This window comes from Paenibacillus sp. J22FR21, assembly GCF_056269135.1.
Genome location: NZ_JBWDNJ010000004.1, coordinates 706832 through 731317, shown reverse-complemented (window position 1 = coordinate 731317; position 24486 = coordinate 706832). Strand labels below are relative to the sequence as shown.

Genomic DNA, 24486 nt, shown 5'->3' with positions numbered 1-24486 from the left:
TGAGCGAGAGTGCCGGGTATTCGGCGAAAGAAGCGCACGAGGAGGTCTACATGATCGAGGAAAGTCGGGTTTTCGGCGAAAGAAGCGCACGAGGAGGTCTACATGAGCGAGGAAAGCTGGGTTTCCGGCGAAAGAAGCGTACTAGGAGGTCTACATGAGCGAAGAATGCCGGGTTTTCGGTGAAAGAAGCGTACGAGGAGGTCTACATGAGCGAGAGTGCCGGGTTTTCGGCGAAAGAAGCGCACGAGGAGGTCTACATGAGCGAGGAAAGCCGGGTTTCCGGCGAAAGAAGCGTACTAGGAGGTCTACATGAGCGAGAGTGCCGGGTTTTCGGCGAAAGAAGCGCACGAGGAGGTCTACATGAGCGAGGAAATCCGGGTTTCCGGTGAAAGAAGCGTACTAGGAGGTCTACATGAGCGAGGAAAGCCGGGTTTCCGGTGAAAGAAGCGCACGAGGAGGTCTACATGAGAGAGAAAACCGGGTTTAAGGTGAAAGAAGCGCATGTAGAGAGATCTACATGCGCCGAGATACCTGGGGTTCCGCCGCCTCGCCGCCAACCCTCTATTCCATCCCATACTGCCGCTTGCGGAACTCGCTTGGCGTGCAGTCCATCAGCTTCTTGAACACTTTGCTGAAGTACTTCTCGTCCTGGAAGCCGGACATTTCGGCGACTTGGGTGATTTTCAGATGGGCGCTGGCCAGGAGGATCTTCGCTCGATTAATCCGGCATGCGGTGATGAAGTCCGAGACGTTCTGGTGCAGCTCCTGCTTGAATTTGCGAGATATGTATTCGCGGCTGAGGTGGAATTTGTCCGAGATGCTCTGCAGCGTCAAATCCTCGTGAGCGAACTTCTCGATATGGGCGGCGATGTCGCGAATCGTGCTGCCGCGCTCGCTGACCGCGTTCAGCCGGGTTCCGATCTCGCATGCTTCGCGCACAAAGGCTTCCTTCCATGCCGCGTATTGAAAAGCGCCGCCGGCATCGACAGGCACGGAGCTGCTATCCCCGGCATACGTGTTACCCACGCCTTCTACATTACGGCCGCCCTCCCAAATCGCAGCGGCGAGCTGGAATTCCCGCTGCCAGAGCAGCAGATTCTCCGGAGTAAGCCGACTTCTCTGATCGAGAGCATCGAACCACAGCTGCAGCGCGCGGCGGATGTTATCCGGACTGCCGCTTTGCACGGCGTAACGCACACGCTCCTCATAGGAGCTGAAGAACAACGCAGGCTCCGCAACAGAAGCTGCGCCACCTTCAAAGCAGTGAATGCATTTCCCCATCTGCAGCAGGTTACGCTGCATCAGTGCAGTCCGCGCTTGCCGGTAGGAAGCGGTAAGTCCGGACGGGAAGGCAACCTGCAGGCCAACGCCGATGGCAAGTCGCGCCTTCAATGCAACGAACAAGGCATCGTTGCACTCCACGAGCAGTCCGGGCACATCAACCGAGCCGTCCCAGAAGAGCAGAACGATTTCCTGCTCAGATCCGGCATGGTGGCGGAAAGCATGACCCGCGCCACGCTCACGCAGCATCTCGTTCACGATATTAGCGACTGCATAGGCGAAGAGATCCCGGCCGGAGGAGCCGAATTTATCCGCTACGGCCGGAGGAGTGGAGCTTAGCTCCACAACAGCAGTCCGAATCATCGTCTCGGAAGCTGCCATCCCAAACGGCTTCATCGCCAGCGCAAACTCCTGCGCGGAGCCGGTCCCTTTCATCAGCGCAGCCAACAGCTGCTCCGTATAGAGCGGCTTCAGCTGATTCAGCTCAATATCTTGCCCGCGCGCACGAGAGCGGCTCGCATCCTCACTGCGCCAGCTGCTTACCGCCCTCTCGACAGCACTTGTTAACTGTTCCGCATCGATAGGCTTCAATATATAGTCCATGCCCCCGAATTTCACGGCTGTACGGACAAAATCAAACGTATCATGCCCGCTGATGACGATGATTTTGCTCTCGGGCGCATGATCCGCCATCCACTCCATCAGCTTGTCGCCGCCCATCACCGGCATCATCATATCCGTAAATACAAGCGCTGGCCGCTCCGCTTGAATCATTGCCATTCCGGTCGTGCCATCATCGGCCTCCAGCACCGTTTCAATGCCAAATTGCTGCCATGGCACAAGCAGCCGGATCGCCTCGCGAACATGCCGTTCGTCATCTACAATGAGTGCTTTCATCCTGTGTGATCCTCCGATGCATGTGGAATGTGAAGCGTCACCGATAACCCGTGCGGGTGCAAATGCTGAATACTGAGCGCCGCATCCTGCTTAAAGTAGAGCCGCAGACGGAACAGTACGTTCCTCAGCCCGATCGCCAGCCCTTCTTCCTCCTCATTTTCCGTCTCATGATCCCGCATGAGAAGCCGATTAAGCTCCGCCATACGTCCAGCCGATATCCCTTTCCCATTGTCCGATACCACGATCGTGAGTGCCCCGTCATCGCCAAGTGAACTGGCAATAACGAGCTTCGCCGGCTGCTCCGACGGCAAGAAACCGTGCTTGAAGAAGTTCTCCACCAGCGGCTGCAAAATCATCTTAGGCAGTCTTATGCTGCGAGTTCGCTCGTCGATCATCAGAATGATATCGAGCGAGGAGTCGAAGCGCTCTTTTTGCAAATCTAGGTAAGCCTGCACGTAATCCAGCTCCCGGCTCAGCTCGACCCCAACATCTGCCATGTCCATTTGATAGCGCATCATCTTCCCAAGTGAGGTCACAAGCTGATATACTTTCATGTTGCCATGCTGCAACGCAACGGTCCCGACGGATTGCAGCGCATTATAGAGGAAGTGCGGGTTTACCTGGGCTTGCAGCGCTTTGAGCTGAATGGTTTTGTTGGCAAGCTCAAGCCGATATTCCTTCAAGATCAAATTGTTAATCGTCTGCATCATCGACCGGAATCGCTTGGCCAGCAGCCCGATTTCATCATTGCTCTGGATATCGATCTGGACGTTCAAATTACCGGAATCAATCTTGTTGACATAACCGATCAGCGCCAGCAGAGGCTTCGTGAAACGATAAGAGATAAGCAGCAGGGCAATGACCGCAATGGCCAGAAAAGCCGCGCCGACCCAGGTATTAATTAAAGCGGTTTCATTAGCAGTCGCGTACAGATGGCTGTTAGGCGTTTGCTTGATCAGGTACCAATTCATGTAGTTGGTCTTCACCTGCTGGTAGAAAATCATCCCGGAGAACGCATGCCCATCCCAGTCAAAATGCCCCGTCTTCGTAGAGGCACTCCGAACAGACTTAAACCATTCCGTATCCAGCCGCTTGCCGACTTGGGCTTCATCGGAGGAGATGAGGACGCCGCCATCGGCGTCAACCAGATAGTAATTCTCATGTCCGGCATCGTACAGCTGACGATTCAAATCACTCAGCACGCTCGTCTTCACATCAATCGTAAGTTCCGCCAACTGCACATCGCTAGGTGCCAAGAAGATCGGACGATGAAGGGTGAAGACTTGTTCTTCCTTCACAGGAGACTTGATAGACAGTCCATAATTGTGGCTTAAATGCGTCGGTTCGATGTAGGTTTTGGATGCCATCGCAATAGAACCGTTCTGATGCTTGCCGACTTTGATGTCGTCATTCCATAGTAGATAGCTCGTATTCTGACCTGCTACATAGAGTCTGATTTTGTAAAATTCCTGCACGCTTTGATAGATATTATAGAGATGATCCTTAAGCAAATTACGGTTCTGGATAACATCGCTAATTTGATTCGGGAACACTTCGTTCTCCATATTGTGCTCCAAAATATAGTAGAGCGAGCGGGGGACATTCATCGAATTGTAGACAGCAAGCGACTTCTGGTTGATATTGTTCATATAGTTGATGATATTCGTGCCGCCGAGCGCGAGCAGCCGGTTGTTCTTCGAAATGGCCTCTTTGGTTAACGAGGACTTCGTCTGGTGATACGAGATTGCGATGGAGGCTGCTATCGGCAGTATAGTCGCGATTAAGAAGAGCATCATCATCTTTTTGCGGATTGTCGTGTTTTTGAATAAGGTTGTGGTCAAGGATGCGCCTCCCGAATCGATGGCGTGGATTTTGGTATAAACATACGCTATGAAATGTGAGTTGGTCAATATATTCCACCATGAAGTTCACGATCGTCTGTCGATTGCGGTTATCGCAAGCCGCTATACTGAGGTACGAGGGTTAAGAAAGGGGACATCTGGGTGCAGAGCTTGAATCGCAAAATCAAATGGCATGAATGGCTGCAGCAAACCGTATTTGTCGGACCGGGACTTCTGATTTTTCTGCTTATCGTCGCGGTGCCGTTCTTTATGGGTTTCTATTATACGTTTACGGAGTGGGACGGGCTGGATCTGAACCATGCGAAATGGGTCGGCTTTGAGAATATTCATCGCATCTTCACGGATGATGATCGGTTCTGGACCGCTTTCTGGTTTACTGCGAGATTTACAATTGCAGCAGTGGCGCTGACCAATGTGATGGCGCTATTATTGGCCATGCTGCTTACGCGCAATCTGAAGAGCCGAAATGTGCTTCGCACGATCTTCTTCCTGCCGAATGTCATCGGCGGCTTGCTGCTTGGCTACATTTGGTACTTTATCTATGTTCGCGGATTCGCGGCTGTCGGGGAAGCGACGGGGCTGGAGTTCTTCAATCTTCCTTGGCTCGGTACGCCGACAACAGCATTCTGGGGCATTGTTAATGTGTTCGTGTGGCAGACAGCAGGCTACATGATGATTATCTACATAGCAGCGATTATTGGGATCCCGAGAGATTTGACGGAAGCAGCTCGTATTGATGGTGCCAGTCCGTGGCAGATTTTTCGCTCGATCACCATTCCGCTCATTATGCCGGCCATTACGATTTGTCTGTTCTTGACGACATCGAATGCATTCCGGATGTTCGATCTGAATTTGTCCTTGACTGCCGGCGGACCGGGATATGCCTCAGAGTCAATCGCACTCAACATTTACCGTGAGGCGCTGACGAATAATCGGTATGGACTGGGCACGGCCAAAGCGATGATCTTCTTCTTCGGAGTCGCGCTAATCACCGTCACACAGGTTTGGTTCACCAAGAAGAAAGAGGTGGAAGCGTAACGATGGAAGACAAACAACGATATACGCCACTTCTGTTCGCATTCGAGCTCTTATGCGTACTATTGGCGCTGCTTTTCCTGACGCCGTTCTATTTTCTAATCATAAACTCGTTCAAAAAGCTTGGCGCTATACTCTTGAATGCGGCAGAGCTGCCGACAAGCTGGGGTTTTGGTAATTTCAAGCGAGCATGGATCGCGATTGATTTTCCGGTCGTGTTCATGCACTCCGTTGTGATCACCGTTCTAAGTGTAGGCTGTCTGGTGATTGTAGCCAGTATGAGCGCTTACCGCTTGGTGCGAAAGCCGACAACGTTCAATAAGTTTCTGTTCACCGTCTATGTGGCGGCGATGATTATTCCGTTCCAATCGGTTATGCTGCCGCTGATGCGTATCACGTCGATGTTTGAACTGCGGGGGCATGTATACGGAATCGTCATTTGCTACATCGGTTTTGGGATTTCGCTCTCGATGTTTCTGTTCCATGGTTTTATCAAATCCGTGCCGCTTGAAATTGAAGAGGCTGCTGTCGTGGATGGTTGTTCGCCTTATGGCGTGTTCTGGCGCATCGTATTCCCGCTGCTGAAGCCAATTGCCGTTACGGTCATCATTCTGAACGTACTGTGGATTTGGAACGACTATTTGCTGCCGGTGCTCGTCATTAATGACAACTTCACCACGATCCCGCTGGCGGTGCAGAAATTCTTCGGACAGTATTTGCGCAAATGGGATCTGGCGATGGCGTCGCTGACACTTAGTACATTGCCGATCATTGCATTTTTCCTTTTTCTACAAAAACATATTATTCAAGGCATTACGGCAGGATCTGTTAAGGGGTAATATATTGATATTCCACTAAATTAATCAAAATATTACACTATCTAGTTCAATTTATTCGGTGTATTCGCAGAAATATGCACTCTATAATTGGAAATGTAACCAATACCATTTGGGAGGCCAATCATGAAGAAAAGATCGATATTCGCACTTACGCTTGCCACTGCACTTATCGCGAGTGGATGTTCCAGCAACAATAATAACGGGGGCAACAGCACAGACGGGGAGAACGCGAAAGCGACTAACAACACCGCTGCTGCAAACAATTCGGCGACTACAGAGACAACAAACACGCCGAAAGAACCGGTAACGATTAAAGTATTCCAATTCAAGGTTGAGATCGCAGCGGCGCTTGCGAAGATGGCAGAAGCCTATGAGAAAGAAACAGGCGTGAAGGTTGAAATCGAAACGCATGGCGGCGGCGAGGACTACAGCGCATTGCTGAAAGCTGAGCTCGCAGCAGGCGAAGAGCCGGAAATCATTACATCCAGCGGCTGGGCAGGTTTCGATCCTTATGTAGACCGTGCGGTTGATCTCTCGGGCGAGCCATGGGCGAAGGATCTTGTAGAAGCATCTCGTGCACAGATTTCGCGCGATGGCAAATTGCTCGGCATGCCAATGACGCTTGAAGCGTACGGCTTGACGTACAATAAAGACCTGTTTGCAAAAGCAGGAATCACAACGCTTCCGCAAACGCTTGATGAACTGGAAGCTGCTTGCAAGAAGCTTCAAGAGGCAGGCATTATTCCTTTCGCATTAACCAACGAGTGGTGGTCGCTCGGTATCCATACGTTTAATATCGCGAACGCAACGCAGGCTGATCCTGCCGCATTCATTGATGAAATCAAAGCAGGCACGAAAACATTCAAAGACGATCCGCTTACCAAACAATGGGTTCGCCTTGTAGACATCATGTTCGCAAACGGCCAGAAGGCTGCGCTGACAACGGATTACAACACGCAAGTGGCAGAGTTTGCTGCTGGTAAATACGCCATGATTCAGCATGGTAACTGGATCCAAGGTATGGCGGATGAAGTGAATCCGGATCTTAACCTTGGCATGATGCCGGTACCGCTGGAAGGCGCTCCGAACGTATTCACAGGCGTACCAAGCAACTGGGTTGTGAACAACAAATCCGCTCATCCGGACGAGGCCAAAGCATTCCTCAACTGGATGGCCACTTCGGAAACAGGCAAGAAGTTCGTAGCCACTGATTTCAAATTCATTCCGTCGATCACTTCGATTCCGGCTGATCCAGCTGCAATCGGCAAAATCGCGGCAGACTTCGCAACGTTCTCCCAAGAACATCCGGAGCAAGTGAAGGGCTGGCAGTGGGATCGTTTCCCAGACGGCATCACACAACAATTCGGTGCTGCAATGCAGGAATACATGGGCAAACGTATCAAAGCTGACGAGTTGCTTGGTAAGTTTGATAAAGCTGTAGCGGATATCGTGAAGAAATAAGGAGAATGGCTGAGCAGGGGTGACCTTGCTTGGCCATTTTTTTGTTTGTGACGAGGGGACCGTTCAACTTGAATTGGTGTTTGCGGCTATGAGATGATCGGACTAGAAGAAAGCAGAGGAGGTTGATCAAGAGGATGATGATGAGGACATGGCCGAGAGGACTTTCTGCAGTTGTGTGGCTGCTCGGACTTTGTTTGCTGCTCACTGCTTGTAAAGGGAATGAAGAGTCGGTTGTGATGCCTTCTAATGAAAGTGGACATGCTTCTTCTTCTAATGAAGAGATGTCCGTTGCATTAAAGGCTGTTGTTCCGGAAGGGACGCTGGATAATCCGGTTGGGATGGTGAGTGAGCTCGGTGTAACGACCGCGCTGCGCAATCAAGTATTCGTCATTGAACAGCCGGGCCAAGTGGTGATGCTGGATCTTGCGAACCCCTCAAGCAAACCGCAAGTTGTGCTCGATATTCGGGATCGCGTGTACAGTGACGGCAATGAGCAGGGACTGCTGGGGTTAGCTTTTCACCCGAAGAAGCCTGGGATTGCGTTCGTGAATTACACGACGAAGACGCATACGGTTATCGCGCGTTTCGTGATGAGTGATCCGGAGCATCCGGAGATGCTGGATCCGGCGAGCGAAGTGATCATGTTGACGTATGAGCAGCCTTTCTCGAATCATAAAGGCGGGCAGCTTGCTTTTGGACCGGACGACGGGTACTTATATATTGCGGCAGGAGACGGGGGCAGCGGCGGCGATCCGCATGGCAACGGACAGAATAAGCAAAGCTTGCTCGGCAAGGTGCTGCGCATTGACGTGAATACCGGTGTTAACGGCAAGCATTACAGTATTCCGTTGGATAATCCTTTTGCAGGCGGTGGTGGAGCACCGGAAATCTACGCGCTTGGGCTGCGTAATCCATGGCGTTTCAGCTTCGATACCGCTACTGGTAAACTATGGGCGGCGGATGTCGGGCAGGATCAACTTGAGGAAATCAACCTCATCGAGAAAGGCGGCAACTATGGGTGGAACGTCATGGAGGGGGATCTCTGTTTCAAGCCTAAAGAAGGCTGTAAGAAGGAAGGGCTGATCGAGCCCATCTTCACCTATGGTCGCGACCAAGGAGTATCCATTACGGGTGGCTTCGTGTATCGTGGCAAGGCGCTGCCGGCGCTTGTCGGTTGGTATGTCTACGCGGATTATGCAATGGGCACGATCTGGGCGTTAAGGCAGAATGAAGATGGCAGTGTCGACAATAAAGTGTTGATCGAGACCGATCAGCTGATTACTTCGTTTGGCGTTGACGCAGACGGGGAGCTGTATATTTGCACGCAGAAGGGCAGTTTGCTGCGACTCGGCTAAGCAAGGTGAAACGGCTGTCGCCGTCCTCTTGGCGAGGCAGTGCGTATCTATTTCAAGAAAAAGCCGCTAGACAATGGGAGGGAACGGATTGAAGTTCCTGTCCCGCACTGTCTAGCGGCTTATTGATTGTTATTCTGTCGTAGGTAGCTGCTTATACTTGATGAAAGCTTCCCACTGAGCAGGTGTCAGCTTATGGCCTTCGAAGAGACTGCCCGAGCGTGCTTCCTCCAGCAGCGTTGTCAGCCACTTCTTCTCGGTCTCGCTGAAATCGATGAAGCCTTGAATCATCAGCGCGGAGCCGCGAGGCAGGAAGTTTCCTTTGAGCTGAAGTACCGCATGCATGCGCTCAATTCGCGATTGGCAGGCTTCCAGCTGTTTGACGATATTCTCCTCTACCTTCTTAGGTTCGCCGTGGCGAACGAACGCCATCGACAGAAACAGCGAATGCTGGGGGTAGGATATTTGTTGGAATTGTTTGTCGAGCAGCTCTTGGAATGCCTTTCGTCCGGAATCCGTAATGCGATAAATCGTCTTATCCGGTCGATTCTCCCCAGGTATCGAGACGACCTCAGCCGCCTCGATCAGTCCATCCTCGCGAAGCTGATCTACCGCGTAATAAAGCGATCCGTCGCGAAGTTTGAAGCATTCGTTCCAGTTGCGGTCTTTAATCGTCTGGCGAATTTCGTAGGGGTGGCGTTCATATTCCATGAGCAGCCCTAAGATTAAGAGCCTCATTGACATGGGTTATCCTCCGTGGAACGAAGGCGCTGGTTTGCCGTCGCCTTGGGGACCGTGTTGTCCTTCAGTGCCGGGTTTACCGGGTGCTCCTGGTTTACCTTGCGGTCCGGATTTGGATACTTCCAGCTTGGCGCGTCCCATCAAGATCGCGAAGATGAGTGCCAGTACCGGAAGGATAATCGTCCATTGGAAAATAAAGATGATGGAGTCGCCAAGCTTGCTGATCAGCTGTGATATGAGATCGGCAGGTAATCCCAATTGGGCTTGAATATCGGGATTAAGCAGCGCTTGACCGCCTTTGATTTGAGCAGCTACTTCCGGGTTAATATTCGGGATTTCTTTCACGCCGGATTGGAAGGCTGACTTCTGCATCGCGCCGAATACGGTAATGCCGAGCGCAGAGCCGATTGTCCGGAAGAACGTAATCAGGGACGAAGCTGAGCCTTTATATTGCGGTGGAACTGCATTCAGTGTCGAGATGTTGAGCAAGGAGAAGGAAACCCCGATGCCAAGACCGACGATAATCATAAACAAAGTAATGACGAGCCTGGATGTTTCTTGATCCATGACATAACCTAGTAGCAGCGTGCCTACTAACAGCGTTAGCGCAGATACGACCATGACGTCACGGTATCTGAGCTTGCTGACCACACGGCCGCCAACTTGGCTGCTGAGCACTACGCCAAGCATCATCGGCGTTAGTACGCTGCTCGTTTCTGTTGCTGTTTTGTGGAATACACCTTGAATGAAGAGTGGGATATACGTTGCAGCAGCGATCATAATGCCGCCGTAGAGCACGCTGATGGCCATGCTGCTGGTGACGACTTTGTTCTTGAATAGGGATAGTTTGATGATCGGATCCTTCGCAGAACGTTCGATAAACAAGAAGGCGATCAGCAATACGCCGGCAGCCACGAAGAGCGAAATGGTTTTCGCCGAATCCCATGCCCAGCCGTCCGACCCGCCAAGTTCGAGGCCGAACATCAGCGTAAGTACAAAACCTGTCAGCGAGATTGCGCCTAACCAGTCGATGATTTGTTTACGCGGATTGGATTGTTCGTGATAAGCCTGCGCGATGAAGATCACCGCTAGAATGCCGATAGGCACGTTGATGTAGAAAATCCAGCGCCAGCTAAGATTGTCGGTGATCAGACCGCCCATTACCGGACCGAAGACGCTGGATACGCCGAATACCGCGCCGAATAGACCCATCATTTTGCCGCGTTTCTCGGCTGGGAATAGATCGAAGATGATCGTGAAGACGATTGGCATCAGCGCGCCGCCGCCGATCCCTTGAATGGCGCGGTAGATGATGAGCTGCTCCATGTTCGTTGCGGTTCCGCAAAGGATGGAGCCGACCATGAACAGAATCAATCCGGCGAGGAAGAACCGTTTGCGTCCGTACATATCGGATAGCTTACCAAAGATCGGGGTCGATACGACCATCGCGATCATATAGGCAGAGTATACCCAGATGAATTTATCGAAGCCTCCGATCTTCTCGATAATCGTAGTCATTGCCGTCGATACGATCGTTTGATCGAGTGCAGCCATAAACAGACCGAGTAGCAGGCCGGCAATTACGAGTTTAACATTACTTCTTTTGGCGTCCACTGCGTTCATTCCCTTCCTTGTTGAGTAGTATGTACTCAAATTTGAATACTACTCATTTTATTATACTCAAATTTGAGTTTACAACAAGCAATAATTGGATGTGGGGGTTGTATTTATTTTGTGAAGGCGATAAGGGCTGAGAGTCGCATGCTGTGGGCCGCGCCCTTGGCACGGGCTGAGAGTTCGGGAACGCGACTCTCGGAGGTGAATCGAAGGGGAAGACGATGCTGAGCGTTCCAAAGTGGAACTCTCAGCTCCAAGCAAGAGCGAGATTACTGTCTATTCGGTGGTTGATCCACTCCGAATTGCGGTCATAAGAGGCATAACCGCTTACAGCCCGAGCAAGACCAACAAAAAAAATCTGAGAGTCGCAAAAGGCGACTCTCAGAGGCAAAAGCGCTAATAAAAAGTGCTGAGAGTCGGAAAAACCGTCTCTCAGCACCATCGCGGGACCTAACTCGCCATTGGCGAGAGCTAAGAGTTGCAAAAGGCGACTCTCAGAGGCAAAAAAGCCCGGCCGACTCGAACGCGCCACCGCGCGCCGCGCGATGGCTGCCGCGTCAGTCGTTCTCGACGACGCGGGCGACGGGGCCGGAGCAAGTGCGGCATTTGCCGGTTAGCAGCAGCGCACGTTTCTCCTCGCGGATGCTGTAGTCGACGATTTCGACGGCGCCGCTGCAATTCCCGCAGAATACGTTGCGGACGAGCTTGTCCCGAAGCTGCTGCGGGATGGATTTCCATGCTTGCAATGCTTTAAGAGAAGTGACATTATCGGCCTTGTTCATGCGATTCCCCACTCCCATTCCATTCGAATTACTTGAGCCAGTCAGTCTTCCTGTAAGCCAGTCATCCAGTTAGCCAGTAAGTCATCCACTCACTCATCCAGTTAGCCAATAAGCCATCCAATCAGCTTAATCAGAACAACAATGCAAGCCATTCCTCTCGGTCAACCGGACCGAAGCATAAAGTTAGATCAACATCCACGAGCGCATCTGCAACATCTTGAGCCGTATACCTTACACCTGCGAGCCGATCGGTAACGAGGGATACTTCAGCAGTCCCGAAGAAATCGCCGAAGACAGATGCTTCGGTAATGACGCCATCCTGCACATTGAGCCGAACATCGAAGGTGCCGGCGGTTAGGCGTTTGACCTGCCGCACATTGAAAGCCGGCGACCGGCCATAGTTCCAATCCCAGCTGCGGTAGCGTTCTTCCGCAAGCTGCTGCACAGCGGCGAGATCCGAGTCAGTCAGCTTGTACGCCGGAATTTCGGTGCTGCTGCCGAAGATCGACTCCAGCAGAAACTGCCGAAATTGTGCCATCGTGAGCGGCTCCAGCAGAAATTCCGTTATGTTCGCGACACGGCTCCGGACGGACTTGGTCGCTTTGGACTCGAACTTGGCGGGGTTGACGTTCAGCGCCGAAACGATGGAATCGACTTCGGAGTTGAACAGCAGCGTGCCGTGGCTGAACATTCGCCCTTTGGAGGCAAACTGTGCATTTCCGGAGATTTTGCGCTCACCGACCTGTAAATCATTACGCCCGCTCAGCTCCGCTTCTACGCCAAGCTTGCGCAGAGCTTCAACGACAGGCTCGGTAAACTTGCGGAAGTTATGAAAGGAACGCCCGTCATCCGAAGTGATAAAGCTGAAATTGAGATTGCCGAGATCATGATAGACCGCTCCGCCGCCGGATAAGCGACGCACGACATGAATGCCGTTCTCCTCCACGTAAGCGCCGTTTACCTCTTCGGCGGTATTTTGATTTTTGCCGATGATGATGGAAGGTTCATTAATGTAAAAGAGAAGATAATCTTCTCCGTTGCTGCCTAGATTACGCAGTGCGTACTCTTCAAGTGCGAGATTCCACGAGGGATCGTTGTTGTTGCCGTTATCGATAAATCGCATCGCATGTCCTCCATGTTAATTCGTCGTTCCCCACGCGGCTTTACGGATTTCCGAAGGCGTGCTGCCTGTCTGTTCCTTTACGAGCCGCGAGAGATGAAACGCAGTCTTGAACCCGCATCTTGATGCAATTTCTCCGATAGAAAGGCCGGATTGAGAGAGCAATTCGGTTGCCTTGAGCACACGGTATTGCCAGAGATAGCGGATCGGTGTCAGGTGTTGATGAACGTGAAACAGTCGGACCAAGTGCTCCGGAGATACACCGGCAGCTCCGGCGAGATCAGGAAGAGCGATTTCCTCTGTGTAGTGCTGCTGAATATAGATTAATGCTGCAATGATGCTGGGATGCAGCTCTTGCTGCTGCTTGGTTTGAGCGATTCTCGCGGCAAACAATTGAAAGGCGGAATATCCCAGACTTATCATGAGCTCGTCCTGCTTTAAATAATCATTTTGCAACGAAAGCAGCATATCGGTCACCGAATTGAGTGCCTCCGGAATTGGCATGCTAAAGGGCAGGCTGTCCAAATAATGGAGCTCAGCATCCGTAAGTGCAGAAACCGATAAGGTAACCCAGCGATGCCAAGACTCTTGCGACTCGGCAAAAGCAAAATATTCGTGATGCTGCGGTTTCAGCAGCACGACTTGTCCGGCTTTGACAGAATAGCGATTGTCATCGATCGTCAGATCGAGCTCACCGGTATGAAGCAGCACCAGCTGAACATCCTGCTGAAGGCGAGGTCCATAAGTGCCTTTGGGCGGATAGACGATGGTGCCGGCGTAGGCGGATGTGATTTTGTCGTAAGGGAGTCCTGAGCTCATGCGAATCGTTCCTCCTTCCTTTCATTATAGCGCCCGAATTGCAAAACAGGAACATGGCGCAGCTCAAAAAAAGAACAGCCCGGCATGGCCGCCAGGCTGTCTTCAACATGCTAATAAATTCTTCTTGCGCCTGCGTAGCGCGGACCCCAGTAGGAGTTGTCCATCTGCTGCACATAGATTCCCTTCGAGGACAATGCAGAAATGAACGAACCGCCGCCCATGTAGAAACCGACATGATCCACCACTCCTGTTGACGGATTATGGAAGAAAACAAGATCCCCCGGCTGCAGCATCGACTTATTAACCGAGAAGCCTTGGCTGAACAGGTTCATAGAGGTTTTCCGCGTTTGCGAAACGCCGAATTTCGTAAACATATAATAGATAAAACCGGAGCAGTCAAAGCCGCTTGCCGGACTCGTTCCACCCCATACATAAGGAATGCCGAGGTAAGAGGATGTATCTGCTGTGAGCTTTTGCTTCAAGATCGCATGACTAACGGCGTCTAGCGTCAACGGACCGGTAATGCCGTCAGCGATGAGACCATATTTACTTTGAAATGCAATGACAGCATCGCGAGTAACCGTGCCATAATAACCGGTTGCAGTAGGATAATTGAAAAACCCAAGCTTCTTCAGATCAGTCTGCAAATTCGTAACCACTCCGCTAGATGCGCCGATCGAGTAAGTGACAGCGCTTGCATGAGTTTGTCCAGTGAAGGTCGTCGCTTGCGCGGCTCCTGACAGAAGCATCAAGCTTATGGCCGCCAGTATGGTTTTCTTTCTCATGATTGTCCTCCAACTCTGTTTATGTATAGACCACCACTTCAGCATAACAGCATCTAATATGAGAGATAACCTGTGTTTTGCTGGAAAAAAGAAAAAGCCCGGCATCCAAAGCCGGGCTTTACTCGCATTAATAGAGCGGAAACTTCTTCTGCAAATCGCTGCGTGAAGTCGTCGCATCCTCGCGGATATAGTGGCATACATAAGAACGGCGCCAGCGGTCGGTGCTCCGATTGCGAGTAGAGGAATGGATGAGCAGTTCATGGAAGAATAGGATATCGCCTTTCTCCATAATGACCGGAACTTCCTGCTTGAGATCGATTCCTTCCGTCTCGTCGGTCCAAGGCTCATGCTCATCGATGTTCTTAACGGCACCGTGGGGAAGCAAACCGAGCTTATGCGACTTCGGAATGACCCATAGACAGCCGTTCTCCTCATCGACGCTCTCTTCCATCGCGATCCAAGCGGCAATCATCGTCATCGGATCGTTCTTGATATAATAGAAATCCTGATGTGCCGCTTGCCCTGGGGAACCCGGCTCCTTGTAGAAAAACATGCTTTGCACGCACACGGCTTCACGGCCCATGAGCTGAGCAAGCGTTCCACGCACGATCGGCAGCTTCATCATTTGGCGCGCGAATCCGTCATGCAGATGGGGGTTGAACAAACGAATCGAATATTTCTTGCTCTCTTCGCAAGCAGCCCACTCCGGCATCGGCTTCTCGTCGCGCAAATCATAAATATGTCCGTTAAAGGCGTCGATTAGGTCAGCTGAGCAGCCGCTCTTAATCAGCAAGAAGCCCTCTTCGTTAAATTGATCTATTTGGGCTTGTGTAATCGGCGTTGTTAAGCGTGGGACTACTTTGTTCATCGCTCTCATCCTCTCGCATTGATTAGCTCAAGCTTACTGCGAAGGAGAGGCGGCGACAATGGCTGGTATTATCAGATATATATCTGAAATTGATATTAGATGTGGTAGTCGACGACGACTACACTCTCAAGCAGACCGTCCAGCGATTTCACGAACGCTTGATGAACAGGATGCGGGCCGTAAGCGCGCAGTGCATCTTGGTTCTCGAACGTTACGCGAAGCCCTAGGGAGTAACCGTGGATATTGCCGGTTTCTTCTGTGATGTTTTGTCCGGCAGTGAGATCGACGATGCCCGGAATAGCGCCTTTGAATGTAAGCAGGCTGTTTACCAGCTCTTGTTCCTTCTCGGGTGTGACGGTGGCGTTCATTTTGAAAATAACGATATGCTCAAACATGGGATTCGCTCCTTTAATAGTTGATTGTACAGCAGGTGTTTCATTGGTGACTGTCCAAACAGAATTATAGCAGAATCGTTCGCGATAATGGAGAGCGGGGGATGATAGTGGCAGGCGGATGTATGAACCAAAACAAAAGAGTACCGGCAATCCGGTACCCTTGTTTATTAACCCATCATCATTTTGCTGCCGGAAGCAGCGGCGGCATCTTCTTCCTCGAAGGCTTTCGCATCGGTCATCCACGACGTTACTCCTAGCAGCATTTTGCGCATATTCGAGACTGCACCGGCTTTGAGCTCTTCGGAAGGTTCGTAGCCAGGCCATGTGCGCAGGCAGGATTGGGCGTAGTTGTAAATGAGTGAGCGGCGAGTGACATCAGACAGATTGTTCAGCGCCGAGTGGTACGTATAGCCGTTGAAGATAACGGCTGTGCCGGCTTTGACGTTCATTCTGACATGGCCCGGGAGATCCTCTTGTTTCTCCACTTTAGGCAAATCTTCATCCTTCATGTGGATGCTGCCTGGCAAGAAAGCGAGGCAACCGCCGTCATACGGCACATCGGAGAGGAAGTAGAACACTTTGACCATGAAAGGTGCTTGCTTATCGCCAAAGAAAATCTTCGTAGTCGTGTCACGGTGCCAGTTGGTATGCGAAATCTTGCCGGGTGGTTTGAGAAGGGCATCGTTATCGATCATCACGAATTGATTGCCGATCATATCCCGCAAAATGTTCATCATCCGTTTATGTTCCAAAAGCCCGGCGAAGGTTTCACCATACTCAATGATGCCGCAAATCTGCTTCACATGGTTCAACTGGCCCGTAGCTGGGTTGACGCGACCATTGACTTCGAATTCATGGAAGGCTTGATCCATGTCTTCGTTAATGGAATCGACCTCTTGGCTGCTCAGAAAATCCTCAATCACCAGAAAACCGTCACGTTCCCACATCAATTGCTGTTCACTCGTTAATCCGTATAGGCTCATTCATAGACCCTCCTAGTCAGTAAACGCTTTAATTAACTTTAGTTTACGATATAGAGAGAAATGATTGAAGCTGGCGAATTGCCGATTAAACTCAATAAATTGCTGTTTTCAAGATTGGCCCAGCCACTATTAGAGGCGACGCAAGCTCCGGCGGAAATCACGCGGCGAATCATGCTGCACTTTCAGAAAAGCATGCAGGAAGGCATTATAGCTGGCAAATCCGCTTTGCTCGCTGATCTCCCCGATCGAGAGAGACGTGCTGATGAGCAAACGCTTGGCATGATGAACCTTCTTGAGCAGGACGTATTCCTTCGGCGTGACGCCGTATTGCTTCTTATATTGACGGATAAAATGATACAGGCTGAGATTGGCGATTTGTGCCAGCTGCGATACGTCTTCGACCTCCAGGTAGTTCGCATCCATGAATGCCCGTGCCCGCTGCAGCGGCTCCGGTTCGGTGCCGTGGTTTGTCAGCCAAGAACCTCCTAAGTCGCGCTGCTTCCGGAAAATCTCCATAAGCAGCTGATAGATATGCGCAGACAGAGGCATCTCATAGGCCGGATGCTGCTCTCTCATAAGAGCTGCGATCTGTTCGAGCAAACTGTGGATTTCATTGACTGAAGGAAGATTTTGCACGATGGAATAGGACGGTTCTCCGAACAGCTTCGGCCAGAAATGCTCCATGTCGATGCCGTCGAACACCAGATAATACATTTCGAAAGCGTTCTTCGCTTCCGTCTTATAAGCATGAGGCAGCCGCATGTCATGCACAACGCAGTCGCCTTCAACAATCTCAATCCACTGGTTCGCATGCTTAAAGGCGCCTTTGCCTTTGGTAATGAACAGAATTTCATAAGCCGGATAATAGTCGCGTGTATAGAGAAAATCCGATCGAGGTGCATCATAACCGCCGATTAATCCAAAGAACAGATGACTCCGCGCAAACTCGCTTGGCGTGCCGACAATTTCGAACGAATTCATAATGCCACATTCCTTTCGGCTTTCGGACAAGCCAATAATAGGTTATCTTCATTATATCGCGATAGTATAGAATGCTGCATGCTGTTCTACGATGCTCTCTTCCAATTGGTGAACATGCGTCTTCGGGCGGACAAGGCACCTGAACTTTTTGACGAAATATAGAACTGTTATGAATTTGCCTGTAATGGAATAGGAATTCACGGCAATAAACGGTATAATACCGATTAGGGATTTATTCTTACCGGCGTTCTTATGGTCGCCAGCACCCAATAAACAGCGAATAAGGAGTATGAAGATGTCAAAAACATTGATTTTCGGACACAAAAACCCGGACACGGACACAATCTGTTCGGCAATTGCTTATGCAGACTTGAAAACAAAGCTTGGCCAAGAGGTTGAAGCGGTTCGTCTTGGCGAAGTGAACGGCGAAACGCAATACGCGCTGAATCAATTTAAAACGGCTGCGCCTCGTTTGGTTGAGACCGTTTCGAACGAAACAAGCAACGTTATTCTTGTTGACCACAATGAGCGTCAGCAAAGCGCTAGCGACATCGATAAAGTGCGCGTCCTTGAAGTTATCGACCACCACCGTATCGCTAATTTCGAGACTGCACACCCGCTCTACTACCGCTGCGAGCCTGTAGGCTGCACGGCGACCATCCTTAACAAAATGTACAAAGAAAACGGCATTGCGATCGACAGCAACATTGCAGGTTTGATGCTTTCGGCCATCATCTCCGATTCCTTGCTGTTCAAGTCGCCGACTTGCACGCCGGAAGACGTTGCAGCAGCACGCGAGCTTGCAGCTATCGCAGGCGTAACTCCTGAAACGTACGGCCTTGAAATGCTCAAAGCCGGCGCTGATCTCAGCGACAAAACAATCGCACAATTGATTTCGCTTGATGCGAAAGAATTCTCGATGGGCAGCTACAAAGTGGAAATCGCACAAGTTAACGCGGTTGACGTAAACGACGTATTGTCCCGCCAAGCAGAAGTCGAAGCGGCGCTGAACACAATCATCGCTGACAAAGGCCTTGACCTGTTCGTATTCGTCGTAACCGACATCTTGAACAACGATTCCGTTGCGCTGGCTCTTGGTAAACAAGCGGCAGCCGTTGAGCAAGCGTACAGCGTGAAGCTTGACGACAACAAAGCGGTTCTGAAGGGCGTAGTTTCCCGCAAATCGCAAATCGTACCTGTTCTGACTGAAACACTTAGCAACCTGTAGGATATAAATGAACTAGGACATAGGGAAGAGGCCGATGAGCAATCATCGGCCTCTTTCTTATGTGTTGACCGAACATTGAGGGGCGAAATGTTGCCTAATAGGCAACATTTAAGAGGCAAACAGCCGCGTCATGATGAAATGCTGCGAATTCTGCAACATTTTCGTCTGATGGATGCCTCAAACCACCTCTCCATGGCGGAATGTTGCCTTCTAGGCAACATTTTTTAGTTACTGGCATGAAAACGAAGAAAATGCTGCCTTTCGGGTAACATTTTCTTCGAATGCACCATAGGATTCGCCGGTGACAGACTGCATAATCACTTCTTTTGTTCTAGCAGCGTGGTTGCTGCATCGACTGCCTGTCTATTACTCGGCACTCATCCCGATGCTAATGATCTTGTACCCTGGAACCGGCACGGAAGCGAAGCCGTCAGTCCCTAAGTCGCCCGCGGCATTCGCGTCTTCGAGAACAGTACTTTCGTACAGACGGCCATGCGATTGCGAGCTGACCGTCAGCTCAGCCGATTCGCCGGAGAGGTTATACCAGCGGGCGATTAGATCGCCGCGATCTTCGTTAATCTTCACGTTGGAGAGGGCGAGGCCCGATCCGGAAGCGTTCCATTGCAGCAGACTCCCCTGTGCGGGCAGCGGACCTACATGCACATCCGTTTGGTTGACCTGCATCGGCACTTGGAAACCGTATGCTTGCTGATAAGCGGTGAATCGCGAATCCCCGCCACTATGAGGGAGGATCATCCACTCGGCGACATTCGGACCTAGGCACTGTGCATCCGGCGTTAGGAATACGCCCCAATCGCCAAGCTCGCCGGTTGATCGAAGAATCGTCACCGCAAGCGTTCCGTCTCCGTCACGCATCACTTCGTATTCATTGAGGCCTTTATTGGCGATGGTCAAACCGCGTCCGTTCTCATGCACATCGATAAAAGCGCTCTGATGCTGGCAATTGCTCGGGTTCACCCACTCCTCAGTCGGGATTGTATCCCGCTCAGCGACCTCGAAGATGGAGTCGGCGTAGTGTTTCGCTGCCGTAACGCCAGATGGGAACAGTACGCGCAGACGCTGATCCTTCGCAGGATTATTGAAAGCGGCTTGAACACGGACACCTTCCTCGGAACGGCTGAGGCTAACGCGTGTTACAATCGTGATTGGTACTCGCTTTGCAGAACGCTGAGCTTTCCGGTCCAGGAAGTTCACCATCGTGGCGATTTCCTGCTGCAGCCGCTCATCGGCCTGCTCCGGAATATCGAACGTATGCGTAATTTCATACGTCGCCCGGTATGCTGTGTCTTCAACAAGCACAACTTGCGCCTCCAGCCCTTTGGTAGTTATGGCGGTGTCGCCTTCCGGCTGCTTGAATATATATTCGTTGCCGATGTCGCCGACATTCTCGTAAACACCAAGCCCTGCAAATGTCTCACCGGATCGTTTGTCCGTAATCGTCAGGCTGCCATCACCGACAATCGTAACGTGGAGGTAAGCATTCTCTATCGTGTTCTCCGCAACGACTAGCGATGATGACTGAGCCGATGTTGATGCCGATTGTGCCGCCGGGATCCACGCAAAGCTGGAATACCCCATCGCAGGAAGCGCTCCGGTCTCGAACGTTACAGCAATGACGCGGGCAAAATACGGCTGCCTAAACTTATCATCCGGCAGATCATAGCCGAATCGAACGCCAAGGTCCACGCTTGTGAAATCCAGCTTCTCGCCCAGATGGTTCACGAGATAGCCATCGGCCGTTGTGTGCTCTAGGACAAATTTGGAATTGTCCGATGGGCTCTCGTTCGGCTGAAAATAGCGGCGGCTAAGCTCCAGCTCCACCGTTACAACGCCGCTCTGCGCGTATCCGCTCGTACTGTATACAACGAATGGCGCACTGTCCGAGCTAATGGAAGAGAAGCTCGCCGTATCGATCTGTGCGCTCAAGTGAGCCAAGCTGTCAGCGATTACAGCAGCAGCGACTCCTTTGCTCTTCTCGAAGCGAGTTTTCATTTCATGGTAGACTTCATCCACGCTGCAGCCGCAGATACTGTCATGAGGGTGATTTTGCATCAACGTTTTCCATGCATAATTGAGCAGACCGTGCGGATAAGGGCGGCCATTCACATGGGCCATAGCAGCCAAGGGCTCAGCGATCTTCTCCAGCATCGTCTGATTCTCTTGGTTGAGCTGCTTAATATAAATACGTGATGAAGCCGTATTGACGAGAGAGTACCAGCCGTCAGTACGCTGACCGCGAAGCTCGCCTCTGATTGTGCTTAACGTCTCAGGCAGAGTAGACTGCACGGCGGCGACGTAATCATCGTAATTGGAATGAATGAAGTCATAGTCCGGATACAGCTCGCGAGCCGTCCGAAGTGCAGCAGATAAATTCGCTTGAGCAGGCTGGTGATCGCAGCCGTTCATGAGAAGCAGATGCGGCGTTGAAGCATACTTAGATGCATTTGCGATGGCATTGTCCCAGAACTTACGCGCCGCTGCCGGTTCCTCTGGGATTTCCATGCCGTTGTTGTACCAGTTGGCGAACAAGATGCCGAGCACCCGTGAGCCATCCGGTGATTCCCAGTGCAGCTCCGAGAATGGCGATTCGAGGTCCAATGCTTCCGACACGCTATTATTAAAGCCCGTGGCTTTCACGCCGCGGCCGAACACGGCTGTTGTGATGCCTGCTTGCTGCAGAATCTGAGCGGCCTGCCCCATGTTGCCGAAGGAGTCGGGGAAGTAGCCAAGCTTGGAAACAGGGCCATACGCTTTCGCATCACGATGTCCGATCTGCATGTTGCGAATATTGGCTTCGCTGCTGGTCAGAAACTCATCCTGCAGAATATACCAAGGGCCGGCAGAGAGCTTACCTTCTTGGACCAGCTCTATAAGCTTCTCGCGTTTCTCGGGATACACTTGCAGATAATCCTCGAGCACGATCGTCTGACCGTCGAGATAGAAACTGCGAAACTCGGGATCCTGATCCATAATTTCGAGCAAGCCATCCATGGTTTGAATGAGTTTGGCATGATGCGCCTCGTAAGGCATATACCATTCACGATCCCAGTGGGTGTGCGAAATAACATGTATAATTGCTTTTGGCGTCGGCATAGAAGGGCAGACCTCATTTCATTTGAATTATTAAAATATATTTTAATCATAAATCGAACACCGATTATTGTAAATCCGTATTTATTAAAATATATATAAAAAATCCCATGACCGCTCAAGCGTCATGGGAAGGTAGGTTTACCGGTCGATTGCCGCACAATAAGCTTCGTTCCGAGCACAAGCTTGGAGCGGCTGCGTTCCTGTGCCGGAGCTAAGACGAGCTTCGCCGCATCGCGGCCGATACTGTAGAAGTCCTGCTCGACAGTTGTGAGCGGCACTTCGAGATGTGCGGTGAAGGAGTGGTTATCGAAGCCGGTAACTGACAGCTGCTCCGGTACTGCGATTCCTCGTTGGAGCGCAGCCTTGAGCAGGCCTGTGGCGGTATAGTCATTCACGGCTACAGCAGCCGTAGGCGTAGGTGCAATGGCAAGCAGATGGTCAAGCAGCACATCATACGGATTGCCGGCAGTCTTGTTCACCTTCAGCGTCTCCAGGTTAATCAGCCATTCGGGCTGAGGCGGAATGCCTGCTTCAATGAGAGCATTGCAGTATCCTTTGTAGCGGTCGCTGACGGATACCGCTTCTTTCCACGATTGGCATACGAAGGCGAGCCGTGTATGACCAAGACGGAGGAGATGCGAAGCAAGGCTGTAGCCTGCTTCAATATTGTTGGAAACGACAAGCGGTGCTTCCAAGCCTTCAATGTTCCGATCAATGAGCGTAAACGGAATACCCTCGATAGCAAGATGGCTGAAGACATCGATGTTCTTATAGCTGGACACCGGATAAACGATGATGCCGCTGACGCGATCCTTGGCCAGCTTCTGAATAATGCTCCGCTCGACCGCATCGTCGTATTTGGAATTGTGGAACGTCACATACAGCCCTTGTGCAGCGCACTCTTCCTCAACACCGCGGAAGATTTCATAGCCGATCGTTTCGCTGAACGGCATTACGAGCGAGATGACGGGAATGGGCAGTATCGAGGCTATGGATACCGAACCTGCCGCTCCTCCTGATTCGGTAAGAGAGCCAGCCAGCGGTTGCGGCGTTTGATCCGTTACGAAGGTCCCTTTTTTCTTAATCCGCTTAATCAGTCCATCCGTTTCCAGTTGCCTCATGGCATGAGTGACGGTAATGGCACTCACGCCGAACTGTTCGGCGATTTCCGGCCCTGTCGGCAGTTTATCGCCTGCGCGCAATTCCTCCGAAGCAATGCGGTCCGTATAGTAGTCGATTAAGATTTGATAGCGGGGTCTATGCTCTTTCACGCTGATCCTCCAAACCGATCCGTCTCATTAATATATATTTTATTAGTATAATGCAAGTTGGAGGGCCAGTACAATAGAGGGCATGCATCTGGCATGGCAAGCGAGAAGGGATTGGAAGCCAATTCCAATTCGGGGCGGATGTGTTATGCTTGCAAGGTATGGGGAAAAATGTTCCATATAGGAGCATGAACACAATTCTGGAGGGCAATAATGGACGGAAAACCTTATGTAATAGCAATTGCTGCTGTTTCCGGGGGCGGGAAGACGACGTTGACCGAGCAGCTGCTTGAACGATTAGCGCATGCGCAGGCTTTATATTTTGACGACTATGACTTTGAGGACAGTCCGGAGGATATCTGTGATTGGGTGGAACGAGGAGCCGATTATAACGAATGGAATCTTACCTCACTACGGAAAGATATTGAGCTTTATCTGCAGGATGTTGAGCTTGAGTATCTATTGCTCGATTATCCGTTTGCCTATTTGAACAACGACATTCATGAATTCATTGATCTGACGATATTTATAGATACGCCACTTGATGTTGCGGCAGCCAGAAGGATATTGCGCGATTATGCGTATCGGTCGATGGATGATCTGCGACATGAGTTATCGAACTATCTATCCCGCGGCAGGGATGCTTACCTGGAGATGCTAAGAAGTGTCAAACCAAACTCGGACATCGTCATCGACGGTACGCAGAGTACCGCAGAAATGGTCGATCGCATTCTACTTGCTCTACAATAACAATGGCTGCGCAGTGATGCGCAGCCATTAAGGTTGTCGAGAAACTCTCTGCGATGAGCGCATGCTTTGTCGCTTCCAGCTCTAACGGTTGTCACAGTGGTTATTGGGCATAAATTCGCCTATTTTATTTTCTAACGGTTGCCAGCGAGCTTATTTGAACGTTTTCCACTAGGAATAGCCCCATATGCTGTAAATAACGTCTGTCACAACCGTTAGCCTTTTAAAAAGCCTTATTTTTATGAAATAGCCACGCTGACAACCGTTAAACTTTATTCCCACCGAAACCGAGACTGCTCGGGCAGATTAAA

At 51.0% G+C, this 24486-nt stretch carries 20 protein-coding genes; 6 read left to right on the top strand and 14 right to left on the bottom strand.

Translation table 11 applies throughout. From position 1 onward, the window contains the following. Positions 1-561 precede the first annotated feature (561 nt). Positions 562-2178, bottom strand: a complete 1617-nt coding sequence (locus tag AC0YNS_RS18595) for a response regulator (RefSeq protein ID WP_475782451.1) — start codon at positions 2176-2178, stop codon at positions 562-564. Next, on the bottom strand, positions 2175-4019 hold the full coding sequence (locus AC0YNS_RS18590) for a sensor histidine kinase (RefSeq protein WP_475782450.1): 1845 nt from the start codon (positions 4017-4019) through the stop codon (positions 2175-2177). Before AC0YNS_RS18590 ends, AC0YNS_RS18595 begins: the two co-directional genes overlap by 4 nt. Positions 4020-4190: 171 nt before the next feature. Here AC0YNS_RS18590 and AC0YNS_RS18585 point away from each other — a divergent pair, with 171 nt between their 5' ends. The 4 genes from AC0YNS_RS18585 (at position 4191) to AC0YNS_RS18570 (ending at position 8730) form a co-directional block, all read left to right on the top strand. Further along, a complete protein-coding gene (locus AC0YNS_RS18585; protein ID WP_475782481.1) occupies positions 4191-5078 on the top strand; it encodes a carbohydrate ABC transporter permease in 888 nt (295 codons plus the stop codon). A 2-nt stretch (positions 5079-5080) separates the two neighbouring features. After that, entirely contained in the window at positions 5081-5914 is an 834-nt protein-coding gene (locus AC0YNS_RS18580) for a carbohydrate ABC transporter permease (RefSeq protein WP_475782449.1), read from the top strand. 123 nt (positions 5915-6037) lie between these two features. After that, positions 6038-7375: an ABC transporter substrate-binding protein gene (locus tag AC0YNS_RS18575; RefSeq protein WP_475782448.1), complete on the top strand. Its 1338-nt coding sequence runs from the start codon at positions 6038-6040 to the stop codon at positions 7373-7375. A 134-nt stretch (positions 7376-7509) separates the two neighbouring features. Further along, on the top strand, positions 7510-8730 hold the full coding sequence (locus tag AC0YNS_RS18570; protein ID WP_475782447.1) for a PQQ-dependent sugar dehydrogenase: 1221 nt from the start codon (positions 7510-7512) through the stop codon (positions 8728-8730). 129 nt (positions 8731-8859) lie between these two features. Here the strand turns inward: AC0YNS_RS18570 and AC0YNS_RS18565 are convergent, their stop codons facing one another. The 10 genes from AC0YNS_RS18565 to AC0YNS_RS18520 form a co-directional block, all read right to left on the bottom strand. Next, positions 8860-9471 (bottom strand): PadR family transcriptional regulator, encoded by a 612-nt coding sequence (locus AC0YNS_RS18565; protein WP_475782446.1) that lies wholly within the window; start codon positions 9469-9471, stop codon positions 8860-8862. 3 nt (positions 9472-9474) lie between these two features. After that, positions 9475-11082 (bottom strand): DHA2 family efflux MFS transporter permease subunit, encoded by a 1608-nt coding sequence (locus AC0YNS_RS18560; protein ID WP_475782445.1) that lies wholly within the window; start codon positions 11080-11082, stop codon positions 9475-9477. A 560-nt stretch (positions 11083-11642) separates the two neighbouring features. Further along, positions 11643-11867: a hypothetical protein gene (locus AC0YNS_RS18555; protein ID WP_475782444.1), complete on the bottom strand. Its 225-nt coding sequence runs from the start codon at positions 11865-11867 to the stop codon at positions 11643-11645. Between the two features lie 130 nt (positions 11868-11997). Then, entirely contained in the window at positions 11998-12990 is a 993-nt protein-coding gene (locus AC0YNS_RS18550) for a lipoate--protein ligase (RefSeq protein WP_475782443.1), read from the bottom strand. A gap of 15 nt (positions 12991-13005) precedes the next feature. Next, the gene (locus tag AC0YNS_RS18545; RefSeq protein ID WP_475782442.1) at positions 13006-13806 is read right to left on the bottom strand and encodes a helix-turn-helix domain-containing protein; all 801 of its coding nucleotides are present in this window, start codon (positions 13804-13806) and stop codon (positions 13006-13008) included. A gap of 110 nt (positions 13807-13916) precedes the next feature. Beyond that, a complete protein-coding gene (locus AC0YNS_RS18540; RefSeq protein ID WP_475782441.1) occupies positions 13917-14591 on the bottom strand; it encodes a C40 family peptidase in 675 nt (224 codons plus the stop codon). Positions 14592-14718: 127 nt separating this feature from the next. Further along, on the bottom strand, positions 14719-15459 hold the full coding sequence (locus AC0YNS_RS18535) for a phytanoyl-CoA dioxygenase family protein (protein WP_475782440.1): 741 nt from the start codon (positions 15457-15459) through the stop codon (positions 14719-14721). A 95-nt stretch (positions 15460-15554) separates the two neighbouring features. Further along, a complete protein-coding gene (locus tag AC0YNS_RS18530) occupies positions 15555-15854 on the bottom strand; it encodes a Dabb family protein (RefSeq protein WP_475782439.1) in 300 nt (99 codons plus the stop codon). A gap of 167 nt (positions 15855-16021) precedes the next feature. After that, a complete protein-coding gene (locus AC0YNS_RS18525; protein WP_475782438.1) occupies positions 16022-16837 on the bottom strand; it encodes a phytanoyl-CoA dioxygenase family protein in 816 nt (271 codons plus the stop codon). Between the two features lie 129 nt (positions 16838-16966). Continuing rightward, positions 16967-17818 carry a helix-turn-helix domain-containing protein gene (locus AC0YNS_RS18520; protein ID WP_475782437.1) on the bottom strand — a complete coding sequence of 284 codons (852 nt, stop codon included), beginning with the start codon at positions 17816-17818 and terminating at the stop codon, positions 16967-16969. Between the two features lie 295 nt (positions 17819-18113). On the opposite strand from AC0YNS_RS18520, the gene AC0YNS_RS18515 reads away from it, so the two are divergent. Further along, positions 18114-19046 (top strand): manganese-dependent inorganic pyrophosphatase, encoded by a 933-nt coding sequence (locus AC0YNS_RS18515; RefSeq protein WP_475782436.1) that lies wholly within the window; start codon positions 18114-18116, stop codon positions 19044-19046. 366 nt (positions 19047-19412) lie between these two features. Here AC0YNS_RS18515 and AC0YNS_RS18510 read toward each other — a convergent pair whose 3' ends face one another. Further along, positions 19413-22160, bottom strand: coding sequence for an alpha-mannosidase (locus AC0YNS_RS18510; RefSeq protein ID WP_475782435.1), 2748 nt, complete (start codon positions 22158-22160; stop codon positions 19413-19415). Between the two features lie 122 nt (positions 22161-22282). Then, on the bottom strand, positions 22283-23431 hold the full coding sequence (locus tag AC0YNS_RS18505) for a LacI family DNA-binding transcriptional regulator (RefSeq protein ID WP_475782434.1): 1149 nt from the start codon (positions 23429-23431) through the stop codon (positions 22283-22285). A 210-nt stretch (positions 23432-23641) separates the two neighbouring features. Between AC0YNS_RS18505 and AC0YNS_RS18500 the strand changes: the two genes are divergently transcribed. Then, the gene (locus AC0YNS_RS18500) at positions 23642-24178 is read left to right on the top strand and encodes a nucleoside/nucleotide kinase family protein (protein WP_475782433.1); all 537 of its coding nucleotides are present in this window, start codon (positions 23642-23644) and stop codon (positions 24176-24178) included. Positions 24179-24486: the final 308 nt, after the last annotated feature.

Coding starts and splice junctions, on each gene's coding strand:
- AC0YNS_RS18580 (WP_475782449.1), top strand. CDS start 5,081: ATGGAAGACAAACAACGATATACGCCACTTCTGTTCGCATTCGAGCTC.
- AC0YNS_RS18550 (WP_475782443.1), bottom strand. CDS start 12,990: ATGCGATTTATCGATAACGGCAACAACAACGATCCCTCGTGGAATCTC.
- AC0YNS_RS18535 (WP_475782440.1), bottom strand. CDS start 15,459: ATGAACAAAGTAGTCCCACGCTTAACAACGCCGATTACACAAGCCCAA.
- AC0YNS_RS18575 (WP_475782448.1), top strand. CDS start 6,038: ATGAAGAAAAGATCGATATTCGCACTTACGCTTGCCACTGCACTTATC.
- AC0YNS_RS18515 (WP_475782436.1), top strand. CDS start 18,114: ATGTCAAAAACATTGATTTTCGGACACAAAAACCCGGACACGGACACA.
- AC0YNS_RS18595 (WP_475782451.1), bottom strand. CDS start 2,178: ATGAAAGCACTCATTGTAGATGACGAACGGCATGTTCGCGAGGCGATC.
- AC0YNS_RS18555 (WP_475782444.1), bottom strand. CDS start 11,867: ATGAACAAGGCCGATAATGTCACTTCTCTTAAAGCATTGCAAGCATGG.
- AC0YNS_RS18500 (WP_475782433.1), top strand. CDS start 23,642: ATGGACGGAAAACCTTATGTAATAGCAATTGCTGCTGTTTCCGGGGGC.
- AC0YNS_RS18565 (WP_475782446.1), bottom strand. CDS start 9,471: ATGTCAATGAGGCTCTTAATCTTAGGGCTGCTCATGGAATATGAACGC.
- AC0YNS_RS18510 (WP_475782435.1), bottom strand. CDS start 22,160: ATGCCGACGCCAAAAGCAATTATACATGTTATTTCGCACACCCACTGG.
- AC0YNS_RS18545 (WP_475782442.1), bottom strand. CDS start 13,806: ATGAGCTCAGGACTCCCTTACGACAAAATCACATCCGCCTACGCCGGC.
- AC0YNS_RS18530 (WP_475782439.1), bottom strand. CDS start 15,854: ATGTTTGAGCATATCGTTATTTTCAAAATGAACGCCACCGTCACACCC.
- AC0YNS_RS18540 (WP_475782441.1), bottom strand. CDS start 14,591: ATGAGAAAGAAAACCATACTGGCGGCCATAAGCTTGATGCTTCTGTCA.
- AC0YNS_RS18570 (WP_475782447.1), top strand. CDS start 7,510: ATGATGATGAGGACATGGCCGAGAGGACTTTCTGCAGTTGTGTGGCTG.
- AC0YNS_RS18525 (WP_475782438.1), bottom strand. CDS start 16,837: ATGAGCCTATACGGATTAACGAGTGAACAGCAATTGATGTGGGAACGT.
- AC0YNS_RS18520 (WP_475782437.1), bottom strand. CDS start 17,818: ATGAATTCGTTCGAAATTGTCGGCACGCCAAGCGAGTTTGCGCGGAGT.